Genomic DNA, 17,281 nt, shown 5'->3' with positions numbered 1-17,281 from the left:
CTTCGCGTCACCTCTTCTTGCTGTCCTCGATATTTTTCAAATGCTGCGCGTACGTTTCGGCGAACTGGTGCGATTGCGTCCCGTCGCTCTTCGTCACGTAGAACAAATAGTTGGTCTGGGCCGGGTATAGAGCCGCCCGGATCGACTTCAAGCTCGGACTGGCGATCGGCCCGGGCGGCAAACCGGCGATTTTGTACGTGTTGTACGGACTGTCGATTTGCAAATCTTTTTCGAACAGCCTCTCCTTCGGCTTGTCGAGTACGTACTGCACCGTCGCATCGATCTGCAGCTTCATGCCGGCCTTCAGCCGGTTGTAAATGACGCTTGCGACGACCGGACGCTCCTCGTCGACGACGACCTCTCGCTCGATGAGCGACGCGACGGTCATGATCTGATGGAACGTCAGACCGCTTTGCTTCAGCTTGTCCGGCCAATCGGCGGGCAGATCGGCGAGCTTCCGGTCGATTTCCGACACCATGCGCATGACGATGTCCTTCGCCGTGCTCTCCTTCTTCAGCTCGTACGTCTCGGGGAACAAATACCCCTCCAGCCGGTGGCGCAGCCGGGGATCGTCCGGAATGTCGGCCACCCATTTGACGGAGCCGAACGGCTCTCTGCTTTCCGCCAGCTCGAGAAACGTCTTTCGGTCGAAGCCCGGCTGCTCCGACAGCTTGTCGGCAACCTGCATGACCGTAAAGCCTTCCGGAATCGTGAAGCGCAGCGTTTCCCGGCGAACGGTGTCGCCGTCGTTCAGCTTGGCGATGATCGCGTCCAGCTCCATGCCGGGCGTCATCTCGTATTCGCCGGCTTGAAACCGGCCGCCTTCTTTTTTATAAACCAAATAATACCGGAACACCTTCGCGTCGCGGATCAGTCCGTTCGCCTCGAGCAGCTTGGCGATTTGTCCGGAGCCGAGTCCGGGGGATACGTTGATGCGCACGCTCCCCGGCTTCGCCTCGGGCGGCTTGAGCGCGTAGGCGACGTACGCCGCCGTCCCCGCGCCGGCCAGCACCAAGACGAGCAGCACGCTCAGAATCGTCCACAAAGCGATTCGTTTCAATCTCGTTCCTCTCCCCTGTCGAATAACGCGCTCGGGCTCGTCCGCGGCACGGACGGCCGAACGAAAAAAAAGGCGGTCCGTCAGCCGCCCGAATTAACGCCGCAGCCGGCCCCGCCCTTATCGGGCGGGCGCCGGCTTACGGCTTCTCCGGCAGCGGAAACGCCATCTCGTCGTACAGCTCCGCCACCGTCTCCCACTCGTCGTCGTCCTCGATCGTCTCGAGCTCGGGCTCGCCGCCTTCCGGCACGGACACTTTGAAGATGGCGACTTCCTTCTCCTTCTTCAGCTCCTCCGACTGCAGGACGGCGTAAATCGATCCGGCATGGCGGAGTTCGGCCAATATCCGATGCGACACCGACTCGTCCTGCTCGTCGAGCAGGACGATGTCGTCGCCGTACGCGTCGCGCAGCAGGCGGACTTGCTCCGGTCCGCCCCGCGTCTCTCCGCCGCTCACGCTTCGTCCTCTTCGAGCTCGGCGACGAGCGTGTTGAACGTCTCCTCGACCTCGTTCCACTCGTCCTCGTTATCGATCGTGAACAGTTGGAGGTCGTCGCCGTCCTCCTCGTATCGGAAAGCGTATACCTCGTCGGTTTCCTCGTCGGCTTCGTCGGTCTCTACCGGCACGACCATCATGTACTTGTTGCCCTGGAACTGGCCGGATTCGACCTCGAACTTCATGATGACCTCGAACTCTTCCTCGTTGCCCTCGTCGTCGGGGATGTAGATGATTTCCGGTTCTTCCGTGTTCAACTCTTCCTTCGCCATAACACACCTCACCTTTTCGATTGGGAATCCAAGTAGTTTTGCAAAATGATGGCGGCCGCCATCTTGTCGATCACCTGCTTGCGCTTCTTGCGGCTGACGTCGGCTTCGATCAGCGTCCGCTGCGCGGACACCGTCGACAGCCGTTCGTCCCATAGCTTGACGGGCAGCTGCATCGCTTCTTCCAACGATCGCGCGAACGCCATACATAATTCTCCTCGCGGACCGATCGTGTTATTCATGTTTTTCGGCAAACCGACCACGAATTCGGAAACCTCGTATTCGCGGACGAGCTCGCGAAGCCGGTCCAGATCGTCCTCGGGCTTGCGGCGCCGGATCACCTCGATCCCCTGCGCCGTCCAGCCGAACGCGTCGCTGACCGCGACTCCGATCGTCTTGTCCCCGTAGTCCAATCCCATCGTTCGGCCCATCGCACGTCTCCCATCCCGTATCCGCCGCTTACGGGCCGGCTCCGGGCGGAGCCGGTCCCATAGCACGGAAGCCGATGGAACGTTCCACCGGCCGACGGTTATTTATGATGCTGCAAGTAGAAGCGGACGAGCTCCTCGATCAGTTCGTCCCGCTCCCGCTTGCGGATCAAGCTTCTCGCGTTGTTGTGGCGGGGTATGAACGCAGGGTCGCCGGACAGCAGGTACCCGACGATTTGGTTGATCGGATTGTACCCTTTCTCCTGCAAGGCGTCATATACGGCCAGAAGGACTTCCTTCGGCGACGTTTCCACGCCTTCGGCTTTGACGTCGAACTTCATCGTTTTGTCCATCGGATTCATCACCAGAACACCCCCGATTGCTGAAAAGCGCGATTTGTAAAAATTTAGGCATCGCCTTACATCTATTTATTCGCCGCCTGCGACAAAATTCCTGTCGGACCGGCCAAAAATTCGCGGCCCGTCCGACATTCGCTTTATCGCGCCGTTCCGGCTTGGTCGGCTACGAGCGATTCGACCGCCTGCAGCGCTTCGGCCAGCTTGGACGGCTCCTTGCCGCCGGCTTGCGCCATGTCCGGCCGTCCGCCCCCGCCGCCTCCGCAGCGGGCCGCCGCTTCCTTCACCAGCTTGCCGGCGTGGAAGCCGCGCTGCACCAAGTCCGGCGTCACCGCGGCGACGAGGTTCACCTTGTCGTCGCTGACCGCGCCGAGCACGATGACGGCCGAGCCGAGCTTCGCCTTCATCTGGTCGACGATATGGCGCAGCGAGTCCATGTCGCCCGCGTTCACCTTCGCCGCGAGCAGCGTCACGCCGGCGACCGTCTTCGCGCCGTCGGCGAGCGAGCCGGCCTCGATCGCGCTCAGCTTGCCGCGCAGCGATTCGTTCTCGCGGTTCAGCTCCTTGATCTGGGCAAGCATTGCATCGACGCGCTTCGGCACGTCCGGCACGTTCGACTTGAGCAGAGACGCCGCCTCGCGAAGCAGCTGAAGCTGGCCGTCGAGATACAGGTACGCGCCCCGCCCGGTCACCGCCTCGATCCGGCGGACGCCGGAGCCGATGCCGCTCTCGCTGACGATTTTGAACAGCCCGATCTCGGCCGTATTGCCCACGTGGCAGCCGCCGCACAGCTCGATGCTGTATGTGCCGACCTGCACGACGCGGACGACGTCGCCGTACTTCTCGCCGAACAGCGCCATGGCGCCCATCGCCTTCGCTTCCGCGATCGGCTTCTGCTCGATCGTCACGCCCGTCCGTCTCCAAATCTGCTCGTTGACGCGCCGCTCGATCTCCGCCAGCTCGTCGGCGCTGATCGCGCCGAAGTGCGAGAAGTCGAAGCGCAGCCGGTCCGGCTCGACGAGCGAGCCCGCCTGGTTGACGTGGTCGCCGAGCGTCTCCTTCAGCGCCTTGTGCAGCAGGTGCGTCGCCGTATGGTTTTTGACGATGTCGTCGCGTTTGCCCGCATGCACTTCGGCACGCACGGGGTCGCCTTTGCGAATCGTGCCCTTGACGACTTTGACGGTTTGCACGTGCTGGCCGTGCGGCGCCTTCCAGACGTCCTCGACGTCGGCTTGCAGCTGATCGTTCAGCAGCGCGCCGCGGTCGCTCACCTGGCCGCCGCTCTCCGCGTAGAACGGAGTCCGGTCGAGCACGACTTGGCACGTTTCCCCGGCGCCCGCCATGTCGACGAACGCATCGCCGTGCACGATGGCGATTATTTTAGCACTTGTTACCAGATCATTATATCCAACAAACTCCGTTTTAACCGTAAAATCGGCGAACGGTCCGCCCTGCACCTTCATGCTGTCCGCCTCTTGGCGAGCCGAGCGGGCGCGGCTGCGCTGCGCCTCCATCTCCTTCTCGAACCCTTCCGAATCGACGGTGAAGCCGTTCTCCGCCGCGAAGTCCTCGGTCAGATCGAGCGGGAAGCCGTACGTATCGTACAAGCGGAACGCGTCCTGCCCGCCGATGACGGTGCGGCCTTCCTTCTTCAGCCCGGCCGCGATCGACGACAGCATGTCGAGTCCGTCCGACAGCGTCTCGTGGAACCGCTCCTCCTCGTTGCGGATCACCTTCTCGATGAACTCGCGCTTTTCCACCACTTCCGGATAGTAGGCGCCCATAATGTCGCCCACGATCGGCGTCAGCTTGTACAGGAACGGCTTATCGATGCCGAGCGCCTTCCCGTAGCGGACGGCGCGGCGCAGCAAGCGGCGGATGACGTAGCCGCGTCCTTCGTTGGACGGCAGCACGCCGTCCCCGACGGAGAAGACGACCGTGCGGATATGGTCGGCGATGACCTTCAGCGCTATGTCGTGCTCTTCGTTCGTATGGTACGTTACGCCGGCGATCCGGCACGTCTCCTGGATGATCGGCTGGAACAGGTCGGTGTCGAAGTTCGAGTCGACGTCCTGGAGAATGGAGGCGAGCCGCTCGAGGCCGGCGCCGGTATCGATGTTCTTGTTCGGCAGCGGGGTGTAGCTGCCGTCCTTGTTATGGTTGAATTGCGAGAAGACGAGGTTCCATACTTCGAGGAACCGCTCGTTCTCGCCGCCCGGCCAGCATTCGGGATCGTTCAGATCGCCGTACTTGTCGCCGCGGTCGTAAAAAATTTCCGTACACGGTCCGCACGGCCCTTCGCCGATATCCCAGAAGTTGTCCTGCAGCTTGTAAATGCGGTTTTCCGGAATGCCGATCTTCTTGTTCCAAAACTCGAACGCTTCCGTATCTTCCGGATAAACGGTGACGGACAGCCGCTCGGGATCGAAGCCGATCCACCGCTTGTCGGTCAGAAACTCCCATGCCCACGTAATCGTCTCTTCCTTGAAGTAGTCGCCGATCGAGAAGTTGCCGAGCATTTCGAACATCGTATGGTGGCGGCGCGTCTTGCCGACGTTCTCGATGTCGTTCGTGCGGATGCATTTCTGCGAGTTGGCGATGCGCGGGTTTTCCGGGACGACGCGGCCGTCGAAGTACGGCTTGAGCGGCGCCATACCCGCGTTGATCCAGAGCAGCGAAGGGTCGTTGTGCGGCACGAGCGAGGCGCTCGGCTCGATCTTGTGTCCTTTCTCCGCGAAAAACTCCAGCCACTTCCGGCGAATGTCTGCTGCTTTCATCAATTCGTGCCTCCGTTCAACTTGACGTTAGGATGAAAAGAACAAAAAACGCCCCTGAAAGTCAGGGACGAGCTTGATCTCGCGGTACCACCCTGGTTATTGCGTCCCCGCCTCCGCGCGGCATCGATCCGCCGGCATTCCTGTCGGAACATGCGGTCTCGAAGCTCGCGAACGGACGGCTGCCCGCAATCGCCTTCAGCGGAAAATAACGGTTCCGTACCGGTGGAGTTCGTCCACGCTCCGAAGCAGCTTCGGCCGTTCTTCTTCATAAAGGCTCTCTCAGCGCGGCGCGGAATCGTTCCCGGCACCGGAGCCTTCTCTCTGGATCAAGGGCGACGGCTTACTCGTTTCGTCATGGCGTTGGGCGATATGCCGTTTCATCCCATTATTTTATCGTTGCGGCCGCGGCTTGTCAATGTTCGGGGCACCGACGCGTAGATCCCCATCAAATGAACGAACGGGCTTCGTGAAAAAGGCACCCCGATGGACGGGATGCCTTGGTTTATGAAGAGCGTCCTAAGAGACAATCGGGACACTCTCGTCATATTTTGATCGCGCCCGACGTCAAGCCTTGGACGAACTGCTTCATCCCTAGGGCGAACAGCAGCAGGAGCGGGACGCTCGCGATCGTATAGCCGGCCATCAAATGCCCGTAATCGCCGGGGTAGCTGGACGTCAGGAAGGCGAGCCCGACCGTAAGCGGCCGTTTCTCGGGCGTCGTCAGCGTGACGAGCGGCCAAATGTAGTTGTTCCATTCCGCGATGAAGACGTTGATCATAAGCAGCGTAATCATCGGCCGCAGCAGCGGGACGGCGATCAGCAGAAACGTTTTGAATTCGCCGGCTCCGTCAATTTTGGCGCAGTCGAACAGCTCCTGGGGCTGCTGCTGGACGAACGTGCGGATGACGAACGTCCAGAACGGCAGCGCCCCCGACGCGCCGAACAGAATGACGGCCCAATACGAGTCGAGCAGGCCGAGCTTCCAGGCCAGGACGAACGCCGGCACGAGGTTCAAGACGCCCGGCAAGAACAGCTTGGCGAAGATGACCCAGAACAGCGGCTCCTTGCCCGGAAACGACATCCGGCCGAACGCATACCCCGCGACGCTCGATACGACGACGGCCAGCAGCGCGGTCCCTCCCGAGACGATGACGCTGTTGCCGATCATCGGGCTGACCCGGTGCCAGGCGAAGGCGTAGTTTTCGAAATGAAACGGCGGTCCGATCCGGAAAAATTCGTAGATGATCTGCCCGACGTCCTTGAGCGACATTTGCACCATCAAGAAAAACGGATAGAACACGAACAGGCACGTAATCGTCAAAAACAGATGCTTGCCGAACTCGGCGGCTCTTGCCTTGGTCATGGTTGCATCACTCGCTTCGAATAAACTTCATGGTCGCGATCGTAATGAGAAGCGCGATCAGGAACAGCAGCAGGCCGACGGCGGAGGCGTAGCCGAATTCGGTATCCGTGGCGCCGCCGAACGCCTTCTGGTACATATACAGCCCCGGCACGATCGTGGAGAAGCCCGGACCGCCGTTCGTCATGACGAGCTGCGTGCTGTAGCCCGTCACCGTGGCGGAGATGGCGCCGATCAGATTCAGCTTGAACTGTCCCTTCAGCAGCGGCAGCTCGAGCTTGATCGCCTGCATGAAGGGGCCGACCCCGTCCACCTTGGCCGCGTCCCAGATCGACCCGTCCACGTTTTGCAGCCCGCCGAGATAGATCAGGGCGGCGATCGTCCCGATCCACGGAAACCCCATCAGGATGAGGCACCAGAGCGCCAGATTCGGATCGCCGAGCCACAGCTGCTTCCATTCGCCCAAGCCGATTTTGTCGAGAAGCTGGTTGAAGAAGCCGAACTGCGGATTGTACATGAACTGCCACAGCAGCAGCGAGACGAGACCCGGCACGACCATCGGCAGGCAGAACAGGATGCGGTACGCGTACTGCGCCCGGCTGCTCTTGATCCGGAACAGCACGATGCAGACGACGATCGTCGGAACCATGAGCACGATGTGGAACACGAGGAATATCGTCATGTTCCAGACCGATATCCAGAAGACCGAATCGTGCACGATTTCCCTGAAGTTGGAGAGGCCGACGAACTTCTCCACCTTCGCGCCGTCCCATCGGTAGAAGGCGTGATAAATCCCGTTCAAAATCGGGTAATAGTCGAACAGCACCGTCATGAGGAGAGCGGGCAGGATAAACAGGTAGGCGATGAGCCTTCGGGGCTCTGGCATAAGTCTCTCCCTCTTTCCGTTCATCGCGGCGAAAACCGCCGCTTATTTCCGTTATTTCAAAGCCGGCTTCGCGTACGTCCGGTACAGCTCCAGCTGCTGGTTCAATGTTTCGAGCGATTTTTGCTTCACCTTGACGAGCAGCTCCGGCGCGCCGGACGCCTTCAGCTCGTCGATCTGCTTCTGGACGGCCGCGATCGTGCTCGGGATGCCGATTTTGTCGTCCAGCTGATCGCGCACTTTTTTGTCCAGCTTCTGGGCGGCGCTGTCCGCGAGCGTTTTCAAATATTCGTTTTTGTCGATTTTGCCGGTCAAAAATTGCTGCGCCGCCGCCGTCCGCACCGTCGGGTCGGCCTCCAAGTAAAGCGCGTTGCCGATCGGCACCTTCAGCCGGTTTTTGTCCGTTTCCATGAACGGCTTCATCGCTTCCGGCACTTTGACGCCTGCCACCGGCGAGTTCGTCACGGCGATGTCGACGAACCGCTCCTGCGCCTCCTTGCTCGTCACGTATTGGAAATAATCGAGGACGGCTTTCAGCTTCTCGGGGTCCTTCTCCAAATCTTTGTTCAGCCCCCAGCCGTAAATCGTAATCGCGGTCGCGCCTTTCGGGAACGCTTCCTCCGCCAGCGGGGACGTTTCCTTCGTAATCATCGGGAACGGCATGACGCTCCACTGGAAGTCTTTGATATTGTTTTTGTAGTGGCCGTAATTCCAGTTGCCGTCCAGCAGGAAGGCGGCTTTCTGGTACAGGAACAGCTGCTGGGCCGCCTGTTCGTTCGCGCCCGCCCAGCCGTCCTGCCAATATTGCGAAAATTCCTTGATCAGATCGGTCTGCGCCTGCACGATGCCGTCGTTTCGGTCGATTTTGCCGGTGAAGACGGCGATCGACCGTTTCGGACCGTACAGCTCCTGGATGCCGTCGTACTTGCTGTCGAAGAAGGCGCTGGCCGCATTTTCCCCGAACTGGTTGCCCGTCCAGTTCTGAATCCAGTTCAGAAACCGGTTGTTGTCGGCCGCCACCGGCGTAATGCCCGCCGCCTTCAGCTTCTTGCACGCTTCGATGAACTGCTTCCAGGTAGTCGGAATGTCCGTGACGCCCGCTTTGGCGAGCAAATCTTTGTTGTAAAAGAACGGCCGGTTCTCCATCAAGCCGGGACCGCCGTCGACGGGGACGAACGAGATGGCGCCGAGCCGGTTTTCGGTCTTGGCCGTCAGAAACGACTCCTCGCCGCCGACGAACGTTTCGATCCACTTTTTCCCGCCGGAATAAGGGGTCGGCTGCTGCATGTACGAATCGAGCGGCATAATGTATTCCTGGTTCGTATATTTCTTGATCATATTGCCGTCGAGCTGGATCGCATCCGGAGCGTTGTGCGAGACGAACTGGGTGTCGAGCAGCTTCTCGTACCCGTTGTTCGCGTTCGGCTGGTAGATGCGTTCGATTTTGACGTTCGGATGCAGCTTCATGTACGTCTTGATGGCGTCCTCGTAAGCGGCTTCGTAAGGCGGGTTTTGTCCTTGCCAATCCATCACCTTGAACGAGATCGGCTTGGCGTCGCCCTTCGGAGCGCCGTCGGCGCCGGGGCTCGGCGAATCGCCCTTGCCGCTGCATCCGGCGGCCGTCAGCGATAAGGCCAGAAGAAGGCTGAAACTCATCGTTTTTATTTTCATAGGAAAGCGCTACCCCCAACGTGAGATTGGATCGATCGAAGTGCAACGGATGTCCGGAACATACCACTTGCCTATCTCAAGCATACTTGGCTGCAATCGGTTTCAAAAGAGGAACTTTGCTTCATTTCCTGCAACTTTCCACACTCGGCGCGTACAAGACGAAACCCGGAGCGCAGTCGCTCCGGGTTTCGCCTTTCCTCGATCGCCTTACGGCCGTTCGGCAGACAGCCGTCCGTGCAGCGGCGCCGGCGGGACGTGCAGCAGCGGAGCGCCGGACGCCTGCACGCCCTCCCAGACGGTGACGGACAGCAAGCCGCCGGGGCGTCTCTTGGCGGCTTCCGCGCCTCCCGCGGTGTCCGCGGCGTCCTCGGCTCGCTCGGTATCCTCGGCGCTCGCATCATCCGCCGCTTCCCCGGGGTCCGCGATGTCCGCGATTCCGCCCGCTTCCGCGGCATCGGCCCCGGCGGCTTCCGCGTCGCGTCCCGCGTTCTCCGGCTTGTACCGGAGCTGAACGCTGTAGCTTTTCCCGACGCCGTCGCGGGCGACGCTGTCGACGATCCATTCCCCTTCCGGCGATACGACGGCCCATTTCGCCTCTTTCGCCTGCAGGCGGAGCTTCGACCGCTCATCGTACAGCCGAAGCTTCCCGTCGATGCTTCCCTTCTTGCCCTTTACGTCGCCCTCCACGTGCAGCTTCGTTCCGTCGGGCTGCGCCAGCCAGCCGTCCGCCTTGAGACGGGCGCCGTTCCACCCGGCGACGTCGTCCGCCAGCTCGACGAAATCGAAGTCCGCGCCGCCGTTCCCGTGCACGATGCGGATTTTGTTCTCGACGCCGGCCTGGAACGGAGCGACGATCGCCGCCTTCCCTTTCGCCGGCCCCCAGCCGCCCGTGGACGGCAGCGCCACGCTTCCGATCAGATCGCCGTTGACGTATACGTCCATGCTCGCCGCCGCGTCCTTCGTCGCGTAGTTCAGCTCGACCCGGCGCGGGCCGGACTTGTCGACGTAAATGCCCGTCAGCTCCAGCGAGGCCGTGTCGACATGCATGCTCCCGACGACGCCGAGCCCGGAGGCGAAACGGTTCGTCGTCGCCACCGGCCCGCCGGACAAGTTGCCGTCCTCCGCCTCGTACCGGTTCGTCGGCCGGCGTACCGGATCGGGACCTTTGGCCGGCGCATCATTGCGGTATTCGTGCGCCCCGATGTCCGGCTTGCCGTCGGCCAGCGGATTGCCCCAATAGTCGAAGCCCGCTCCGCCGGCTACCGGAGTCCCGGCGTCGATCAGCGGAGAGCCCGGCTGCAGCTTGTAGCCCGCAGCCGTCTCGAGGCCGTCGCCTCCCGTCCCCGGCGCCGTCAGCTTCGGATATGCGGTCACCTTGTGCGCGTCGGTCACGTTAGCCGTAAATCCGTAGTAGGCGTTATGGGAAAAAGCCGGCTTCGCCGGAAAGTCCCTGGAGCCGCCCGACGTGCTGTACCACACGTTGTTCGTATACCGGTGGCTGGCGTAATCGGGACCGATCCTCGGCGTCCGCTCGGTATAAATCGTATTGTTGTAAATGTCCGCCGGCATGTCCCGGCGCAAATCGAAGTAGCCGCTGCCGTCGTTCTCGCTGATGTTGTACCGGTAAATCAGCTTGAAATCGGCGTCGTTTTGGCCGAGCGACAGCATGATGCCGCCCGGGTTGTCGTGGCTGTAGTTGTACTGCCAGACATTCGTGCCGCCCATGTTGATGTCGGCGTCCCACGCGTGGGAGTCGTTCGACGGCACGATGCGGGCCGATTCGCTGTGCTGCACCGTAATGTTGCGGGCGTCGCGCGGGAAGCCCGCCACGATGACGACGTAGTCGAACTGTCCCTCACGGCCGATGTCGTAGGTCGCCACATGGTCGACGAGCCCGTCGTCGACGCCGTAGAACAGCCAGCCCATGCCGCCCAAATTGCGGAACGACAAGTTTTGCAGCTTCACGTTCGTATGGTGCGTGACGGCGGCATTTTGCGCGCGGATGACGACCCCGCAGCTCCATTGATCGTAAAACCGGCTGTTGTCGATCGTAATGCGATCGAATTTGGTCGTCGCGTCGCCGCCGAGCGAGCGGAACAGGATGCCGGCCGTCCACGGCTGCCCCCAATGGTCCCCGTCCACGTGATGGATGACGAGATCGGTCAAGCGAAAGCCCGATTTCGTTCCCGGCGTGTCCGTTTCGATGACGATCCCGCTGTAGTTTTTGTTCCGGTGCTCGCCGGACATGTTCGTCAGCTCCAACCCGCCGATCGTCCAATATTGCTCGTTGCGGATTTTGATCACGGCCTCTACCCCGCCGCCGTTCAGCAGGGGCCGGTTTCCTTCCCCGTAGGCGCCGATTTCGATCGGGTTGGCGGCCGTGCCGGACCCTTTCAGCGTCACGCCCCCGGCGAACGTATGGCCGCGCTTGAACAAGATCCGGTCTCCCGGACCGAACGTTCGGCCGTTCAGCGCCGTGAACGCCGCCTGCGAATCGACATAGTGGACCGTGCCGGCCGCGGTCCCTTCCCCGTAAGCGGCCGTGTTCGAGAAAGCGCTTACCTGGAGCAGCAAAGCAAGCATCAGGAAGCTGATCGCCAGCCGCCGCATCGATGTTCGGATCATCCTCGTCCTCTCCTTCGTTTCCCATGTTCAATCGGGTTGATTCGGAAATGCCGCGCGTCCGTACGTTTCCGGGCGGACGACCACTTGCGCCCGGGCGATTTCCTCGCGGACGATGCTTTCGTACTTCGCCTCGACGGCCGCTTGGCGGAGCGCCTCGCTTTCCTTGGCCTCCTCGAAAGGGGCGATGACCGGGCCCGACTTCGATACGAGCCGGATGACCGCAAGCCCCTCCGGGAGCCGCTTAACGCCGCCGACCTCGCCGGCCTCGAGCGTCTCCGCTGCCTCGCGGAGCGCGCGATAATGCGGCCGCCACCGATCGTCCCGCTCCGTCTCCTTGGACAGCCGCACCGTCTCGACCGTCAACGCGGCCGCTTCGCCCGCCTTCGCTTCATAAACGGCCGCAGCCTCCTTCAAGCCGGGGCTCGTCCCGTCGGCAACGGCCCGCCCGATGGCGGCCAAAACCGCTTCGCCCGAATCCGGCCGGCTCGTCCCGCCTTCCTCCGGAACGTCCCGGATCGTCGCCAGCTCGAGCTCGTAGACGTAATCCCGGACGAACATCGTCCTCTTCGTTTTCTCGTAAGCGCCTTCGAGCTCCGCCTCCGTAACGGCCGCGATCCGGTTTTTCAGCTTGTGGAACAGGTCGTTGTGGAACACGTCGAAATACGTATCCTCGTCATAGCCGACCGGGCCGTATACGACCGTCCCCCGTTTCGCCGCTTCCTTCCTCCGCGCCTGCTCCGCCTCGTACGTCCTCTTGAACGAGTCGTACCCGATGTCGTCCAGCATGCCGTTCTTTCGCAGCAGCAGCTGCTGCACCTTGATTTCGACGCACCGTTCGAGCGCCCGCTTCCGCAGCACGTCGATCGGGCGTTCCCCGCCGTACCGGTTCGTCCAAAACGTTTCCTCGTCCGGCATCGCCCCGTACTGGTCTTTGAAATACGCGTACACCGGCGCGCGTTCCATCCGCATGATCCGCTCCATCCATTCGAGCTCGATCGGCTCGCCGTTCACCGCGGCCGCCGCCGTCCCGCCTCCGCCGGCCGGCTTGCCCGCATAGGCGCTTCCCCATGCGACGACAAACAAAATACCGACGGCTGCGGCCGCCGCCAGCGCGAGGGCGATTGCCCTCCGCTTCGTTCCCCTCACGTCTTCACCTCCCTCCCGGCTACGGCCAGCATACGCCAAATGCAATCGCTTCCAAAAGGGGAATATTCTTTGCTTTGCTGGAAAATTCCATAAAACCGCCCTTCGCAAAGCGCAACTCCCCTTTTCATCCGCGAACGCCGATAGTATACTTTCGGTACGATGGAGGGGCGGTTTTCCCGAAAAACGCCTATCCCGCGAGGAGGATACGATGCTGAAAGTGTTGATCGTCGACGACAAGCCTTCGGTATGCGCCGGTTTGGCCCGCTTGATCCGCTGGGAGGAGGCGGGAGCCGAGCTCGTCGGCACGTGCGGCAACGGCAAGGAAGCGCTGGAGGTCGCGCTGCGCACGGAGCCCGATGTCCTGATCACCGATATCCGCATGCCGCTGATGGACGGACTCGAGCTTTGCGCGCACGTGCGGGAGCGGCTTCCGGATACGATGCTCGTCATTTTGAGCGCCTACCACGAGTTTTCTTACGCCCAGACCGCAATCCGGTACGGCGTAACCGACTATATTTTGAAGCCGATCGACAAGACGAAGATCGCCCGGCTGACGGCGAAGCTCCGGGAATGGGCGGCGGACCGGGAAAGCCGCAGCCGTTTTTTCGGCCTGTTCTACGACAAGGAATGGCGGGCCAAGCTCGTCGCGGGCGTCAAAACGGGCGACCTCGAATTTGTCGCCGACTGTTTTGATACCGTTTTCAAAGCGAGGGACGCCATGGGCCGCGATACCGTCAAGGAGATCGGCTCGCGTCTCTTGGACGCGGTTCCGGATATCGTCCGCGACATCGGGCTCACTCCCGACTATTTCGGCATCGATTGGGAGCGGGAGCGCCGCGAATTCGGCCAAGCCCGATCCAAGGAGGAGATGATGGCGGCGGTCCAATCGCTTTATACCGGAATGGCCCGTACGGTGATGGAACGGAAAAGCGGCCGCGGCGAAGCGGTGGCCGAGAAGCTGCGGCATATCGTCAAGACGCAGTTCGCCAACCCCGACCTGACGGTGTACACGATTGCCTCGGAGCTTCATTTGTCCCCGAACTATATCGGTCTCGTCTTCCGGCAATGGACCGGCGAAAATTTGAGCGTCTATATTACCCGGCTGCGGATGGAACGGGCGAAGGAGCTGCTCCGGGACCCGGGAGCGACGGTTCACGAGGTGGCGGGTCGGGTCGGCTATGCGGACCCGCATTATTTTACGAAGGTATTCAAGAAGCAGGAAGGGCTGACGCCGTCGCAATACCGCAACATGGCGCTGCGTCAAGGACGGGACGGCGAATGAGGATGATGCGGCCGCACGGCTTGAACCGGAAAATGACGCTCGTGTTCATCCTCGTCATGCTCGTCATGATCGGCTTGTCCGGCACGATTACGTATTGGAAATTCGGCACCCTGATCCGCAGTCAGGTGCGCTACGATCTGAACCAGATCATGCACCAGAACAAGGTCAACGTCGACAACCTGATCGCCGGCTTGGACAAGGCGACGCTGCTGCTGTACACGGACCGGACCGTCATGGACATCTTGAATTCGCGGCCGCGGGACTACATGACGACGTTCGCCGACAAGAACAAGCTCAACGACGAGCTCGTGAAATATATGTTCATTCCGTTCGGCGACTCGTTGGGCTCGTATTCGGTCACGTTTTTCGCACGGGACGGCTTGCCGTTCTCCGACGCCCTCCCTTCGGGGGACAACTTTTACTTCGGCTTTTATTCGGACCGGGACGTCTCCGCGACCGACTGGTACCGCCGGGCCGTCGAGGCGGACGGCCGGATGATCTGGTTCCGCGACGGGAAGCCGGGGAAGCTCCAAGTGGCGAGGCTGATCAAAAACCCCGAGCTGCTGTCGAGGGATAACGTCGGCTCCGGCAAAGTGACGGGAGAAAACATCGGCGTCATCGTGATCGGCTTCGACGTCTCGATGGTCGGCAAGCAGCTGAGCGCATCGAAGCTGACCCCGTCCACCCGTCTGATCGTCGCGGATGCGGAAGGCCGCGTGCTGTACCCAGACCGTCCGGAACATCCGGAAGATCCGCAGGAGAAGCAGGCCGGCTTGCTCGAATGGATGTCCAAGCCTTCGGGGTCAATCGTGAAGGACGGCCAATCGTACCTGCTGAACCACGAGCCGGTCGCCGCCTTCGGCTGGCGCCTCATGGCGCTCATTCCGCTCGACGAGCTGTCGGAGCGCTCGTCGGTCGTGCGCGACATCGTCCTCGTCTCCGTCGTGTCCGCGCTGGTCGCCGGGCTGTTCCTCTCCGTCATTTTGTCGAACCAAATTTCGTCCCCGATCCGCAAGCTGGCCCGCACGATGAAAAACGTCCGCTTTACCGACCATTTGTCCTTGTCGCTCGAGGAGCCCGCCTCCAAGGACGAGGTCGGCGTCTTGTACCGCAGCTTCAACGAGATGATGCGGCGGATGAACGAGCTGGTCGGGGAAGTGTACGAAAGCGGCATCCGCGAGAAGGAGGCGGAGCTGAAGGCGCTGCAGGCGCAAATCAATCCGCACTTTTTGTACAACACGCTCGATTCGGTCAACTGGCTCGCACTCGAATCCGGCGTCGACGATATCGCCGAGATCAATTCCGCGCTGGCGAACATGTACCGCTATATCACGAAGGACGCCGACGAGCTCGTCACGCTGTCGGACGAGCTTGAGCAGGTGAAGCGGTATGTCCACATCCAATCGATCTGCTACGAGAACCGGTTCGAGGCCGTCTACCGGATCGATCCGGCGCTGCTCGGCACGCCGTGCCCGAAGCTGATCGTGCAGCCGCTCGTCGAAAATGCCGTGCTGCACGGTACCGAGCATACGGACCGGAGAGGGCGGATCGAGATCGAGGCGCATCTCGACGGCCCGACGGCCGTCATTCTCGTTCGCGACAACGGCGTCGGATGCGACGTCGCGGAGCTGAACGCGTTTTTGGGCGGCCGCCCCCATTCGTTGACCGTCTCGCAAGGCTACGGGGTATTGAACGTCCACCGGCGCATACGGCTGAAGTTCGGCTTCCCTTTCGGGCTCCGCTACGAAGAGACGCCGGGCGGCGGCGTGACGGCCGTCATCCGGCTTCCCTCCGTCCGGTGAAACTCTCCGAATCCTTTATACAAGGTGTCGGGATGTCTACCTTTTTGGTAAGATTGCACATGAGGTGAATCCGATGATCATTCGAGAAAGCTGTACGTGTCCGCTGGAGATCGTTCACGACATTATTAAAGGCAAATGGAAAACGATGATCGTCTATCAATTAAAAGACGGGAATACGTCTTTGGCCCAGCTGGAGCGGGACATTGACCAAATCACCCAAAAGATGCTGCTGCAGCATTTAAGAGAGCTTCAATCGTGCGGGATCGTCGATAAAATCAAAACGGAAGGGTATCCGCTCCATGTCGAATATTACCTGACCGACCGCGGGAGAAGGCTGTTGGACGCGGTGCTGATTATGCAGGAAATCGGCATCGACTACATGGTGGAACGGGGTCAAACCGAGCTTCTCGACCGCAAAGGCATCCGCTATACGTCCTGAAGCCATACCCACAAAAAAGTGGGTAATTCACGATTCGCTTTGCCGGTATTAAACTACGTTCAGAAACAACATTCATCTACCGGTAAAGGAGCCGTGAACCCATGAATACCGCATTGCTGTTGGTGGACATTCAAAACGATTATTTCCAGGGAGGCCGAAATGAGCTCGTCGGTGCCGACATTGCGCTGGCCCGCGCCCAAGAAGCGTTGTCGCTGTTCCGCGATAAGCGCTTGCCCGTCGTCCACGTGCAATGTGTACTGCTGGAGGAAAACGCCACGTTCTTCCTTCCCGATACCGAAGGAATCGGCATTCACGAACGGGTAAGCCCCCAATCCGACGAAAACGTGATCGTGAAGCATACGCCGGACAGCTTTTTTCAAACGGAATTGCAAAGCCATCTCGAATCGCTTCAAGTCAAGCGCTTGGTCGTTGGCGGCATGATGAGCCACATCTGTATCGATTCGACCGTGAGAGCCGCGCATCGATTGGGTTATGAAGTCGTGCTGCTCGGCGACGCGTGCGCCACCAAGGATTTGGTCTGGAACGATACCGTCATTCCCGCCAACACCGTTCACGATACGTTTATGGCCTCGCTGGATGGCACCTTTGCCCAAGTGACGAATACGGCCGGTCTTAACGACATGATTTAAACGGTTTCCTCTTACACGGCAACCGTCGTGCGCCGTTCGG

Annotated in this window: 15 protein-coding genes; 4 read left to right on the top strand and 11 right to left on the bottom strand. The window is 60.8% G+C overall.

The window, feature by feature from the left end; all coding sequences use genetic code 11:
* Positions 1–7 precede the first annotated feature (7 nt).
* The 11 genes from mltG to DLM86_RS17145 all read right to left on the bottom strand — a co-directional run bounded on the left by mltG (position 8) and on the right by DLM86_RS17145 (position 13,068).
* The gene (gene mltG, locus DLM86_RS17195; RefSeq protein WP_110841275.1) at positions 8–1,060 is read right to left on the bottom strand and encodes an endolytic transglycosylase MltG; all 1,053 of its coding nucleotides are present in this window, start codon (positions 1,058–1,060) and stop codon (positions 8–10) included.
* A gap of 136 nt (positions 1,061–1,196) precedes the next feature.
* Positions 1,197–1,514, bottom strand: coding sequence for a DUF1292 domain-containing protein (locus DLM86_RS17190; RefSeq protein ID WP_110841274.1), 318 nt, complete (start codon positions 1,512–1,514; stop codon positions 1,197–1,199).
* On the bottom strand, positions 1,511–1,825 hold the full coding sequence (locus DLM86_RS17185) for a DUF1292 domain-containing protein (RefSeq protein ID WP_110841273.1): 315 nt from the start codon (positions 1,823–1,825) through the stop codon (positions 1,511–1,513). Before DLM86_RS17185 ends, DLM86_RS17190 begins: the two co-directional genes overlap by 4 nt.
* A gap of 8 nt (positions 1,826–1,833) precedes the next feature.
* Positions 1,834–2,253, bottom strand: a complete 420-nt coding sequence (gene ruvX, locus DLM86_RS17180; protein WP_110841272.1) for a Holliday junction resolvase RuvX — start codon at positions 2,251–2,253, stop codon at positions 1,834–1,836.
* A gap of 98 nt (positions 2,254–2,351) precedes the next feature.
* Positions 2,352–2,612, bottom strand: coding sequence for an IreB family regulatory phosphoprotein (locus DLM86_RS17175; protein WP_110841271.1), 261 nt, complete (start codon positions 2,610–2,612; stop codon positions 2,352–2,354).
* Positions 2,613–2,746: 134 nt separating this feature from the next.
* On the bottom strand, positions 2,747–5,383 hold the full coding sequence (alaS, locus tag DLM86_RS17170) for an alanine--tRNA ligase (RefSeq protein ID WP_110841270.1): 2,637 nt from the start codon (positions 5,381–5,383) through the stop codon (positions 2,747–2,749).
* A 541-nt stretch (positions 5,384–5,924) separates the two neighbouring features.
* A complete protein-coding gene (locus DLM86_RS17165; RefSeq protein ID WP_110841269.1) occupies positions 5,925–6,746 on the bottom strand; it encodes a carbohydrate ABC transporter permease in 822 nt (273 codons plus the stop codon).
* Positions 6,747–6,753: 7 nt separating this feature from the next.
* Positions 6,754–7,629: a carbohydrate ABC transporter permease gene (locus DLM86_RS17160; RefSeq protein ID WP_158289525.1), complete on the bottom strand. Its 876-nt coding sequence runs from the start codon at positions 7,627–7,629 to the stop codon at positions 6,754–6,756.
* A gap of 51 nt (positions 7,630–7,680) precedes the next feature.
* Entirely contained in the window at positions 7,681–9,297 is a 1,617-nt protein-coding gene (locus DLM86_RS17155; protein ID WP_110841267.1) for an ABC transporter substrate-binding protein, read from the bottom strand.
* Positions 9,298–9,504: 207 nt separating this feature from the next.
* Positions 9,505–11,922 carry a CBM35 domain-containing protein gene (locus DLM86_RS32110; protein WP_158289524.1) on the bottom strand — a complete coding sequence of 806 codons (2,418 nt, stop codon included), beginning with the start codon at positions 11,920–11,922 and terminating at the stop codon, positions 9,505–9,507.
* A gap of 27 nt (positions 11,923–11,949) precedes the next feature.
* Positions 11,950–13,068, bottom strand: a complete 1,119-nt coding sequence (locus DLM86_RS17145; RefSeq protein ID WP_110841266.1) for a peptidylprolyl isomerase — start codon at positions 13,066–13,068, stop codon at positions 11,950–11,952.
* Positions 13,069–13,276: 208 nt separating this feature from the next.
* On the opposite strand from DLM86_RS17145, the gene DLM86_RS17140 reads away from it, so the two are divergent.
* From DLM86_RS17140 to DLM86_RS17125, 4 genes are all read left to right on the top strand, one after another.
* A complete protein-coding gene (locus tag DLM86_RS17140; RefSeq protein ID WP_110841265.1) occupies positions 13,277–14,350 on the top strand; it encodes a response regulator transcription factor in 1,074 nt (357 codons plus the stop codon).
* Positions 14,347–16,152, top strand: a complete 1,806-nt coding sequence (locus DLM86_RS17135) for a cache domain-containing sensor histidine kinase (RefSeq protein ID WP_110841264.1) — start codon at positions 14,347–14,349, stop codon at positions 16,150–16,152. Before DLM86_RS17140 ends, DLM86_RS17135 begins: the two co-directional genes overlap by 4 nt.
* 73 nt (positions 16,153–16,225) lie before the next feature.
* Positions 16,226–16,591 (top strand): winged helix-turn-helix transcriptional regulator, encoded by a 366-nt coding sequence (locus tag DLM86_RS17130; RefSeq protein ID WP_110841263.1) that lies wholly within the window; start codon positions 16,226–16,228, stop codon positions 16,589–16,591.
* Between the two features lie 101 nt (positions 16,592–16,692).
* Positions 16,693–17,241, top strand: a complete 549-nt coding sequence (locus DLM86_RS17125) for a cysteine hydrolase family protein (RefSeq protein WP_110841262.1) — start codon at positions 16,693–16,695, stop codon at positions 17,239–17,241.
* Positions 17,242–17,281 lie beyond the last annotated feature (40 nt).

The organism is Paenibacillus flagellatus, from assembly GCF_003217775.1.
In the GTDB taxonomy this organism is placed as follows: domain Bacteria; phylum Bacillota; class Bacilli; order Paenibacillales; family NBRC-103111; genus Paenibacillus_AB; species Paenibacillus_AB flagellatus.
Note: the sequence above shows the minus strand (reverse complement) of the source record. Positions and strands in the feature narration are given on the sequence as shown.

Bases quoted from the DNA above. Each gene is read 5' to 3' on its own strand.
- DLM86_RS17185 (WP_110841273.1), bottom strand. From the start codon at position 1,825: ATGGCGAAGGAAGAGTTGAACACGGAAGAACCGGAAATCATCTACATC.
- ruvX (WP_110841272.1), bottom strand. From the start codon at position 2,253: ATGGGCCGAACGATGGGATTGGACTACGGGGACAAGACGATCGGAGTC.
- DLM86_RS17175 (WP_110841271.1), bottom strand. From the start codon at position 2,612: ATGAATCCGATGGACAAAACGATGAAGTTCGACGTCAAAGCCGAAGGC.
- alaS (WP_110841270.1), bottom strand. From the start codon at position 5,383: ATGAAAGCAGCAGACATTCGCCGGAAGTGGCTGGAGTTTTTCGCGGAG.
- DLM86_RS17165 (WP_110841269.1), bottom strand. From the start codon at position 6,746: ATGACCAAGGCAAGAGCCGCCGAGTTCGGCAAGCATCTGTTTTTGACG.
- DLM86_RS17160 (WP_158289525.1), bottom strand. From the start codon at position 7,629: ATGCCAGAGCCCCGAAGGCTCATCGCCTACCTGTTTATCCTGCCCGCT.
- DLM86_RS17155 (WP_110841267.1), bottom strand. From the start codon at position 9,297: ATGAAAATAAAAACGATGAGTTTCAGCCTTCTTCTGGCCTTATCGCTG.
- DLM86_RS32110 (WP_158289524.1), bottom strand. From the start codon at position 11,922: ATGATCCGAACATCGATGCGGCGGCTGGCGATCAGCTTCCTGATGCTT.
- DLM86_RS17140 (WP_110841265.1), top strand. From the start codon at position 13,277: ATGCTGAAAGTGTTGATCGTCGACGACAAGCCTTCGGTATGCGCCGGT.
- DLM86_RS17135 (WP_110841264.1), top strand. From the start codon at position 14,347: ATGAGGATGATGCGGCCGCACGGCTTGAACCGGAAAATGACGCTCGTG.
- DLM86_RS17130 (WP_110841263.1), top strand. From the start codon at position 16,226: ATGATCATTCGAGAAAGCTGTACGTGTCCGCTGGAGATCGTTCACGAC.
- DLM86_RS17125 (WP_110841262.1), top strand. From the start codon at position 16,693: ATGAATACCGCATTGCTGTTGGTGGACATTCAAAACGATTATTTCCAG.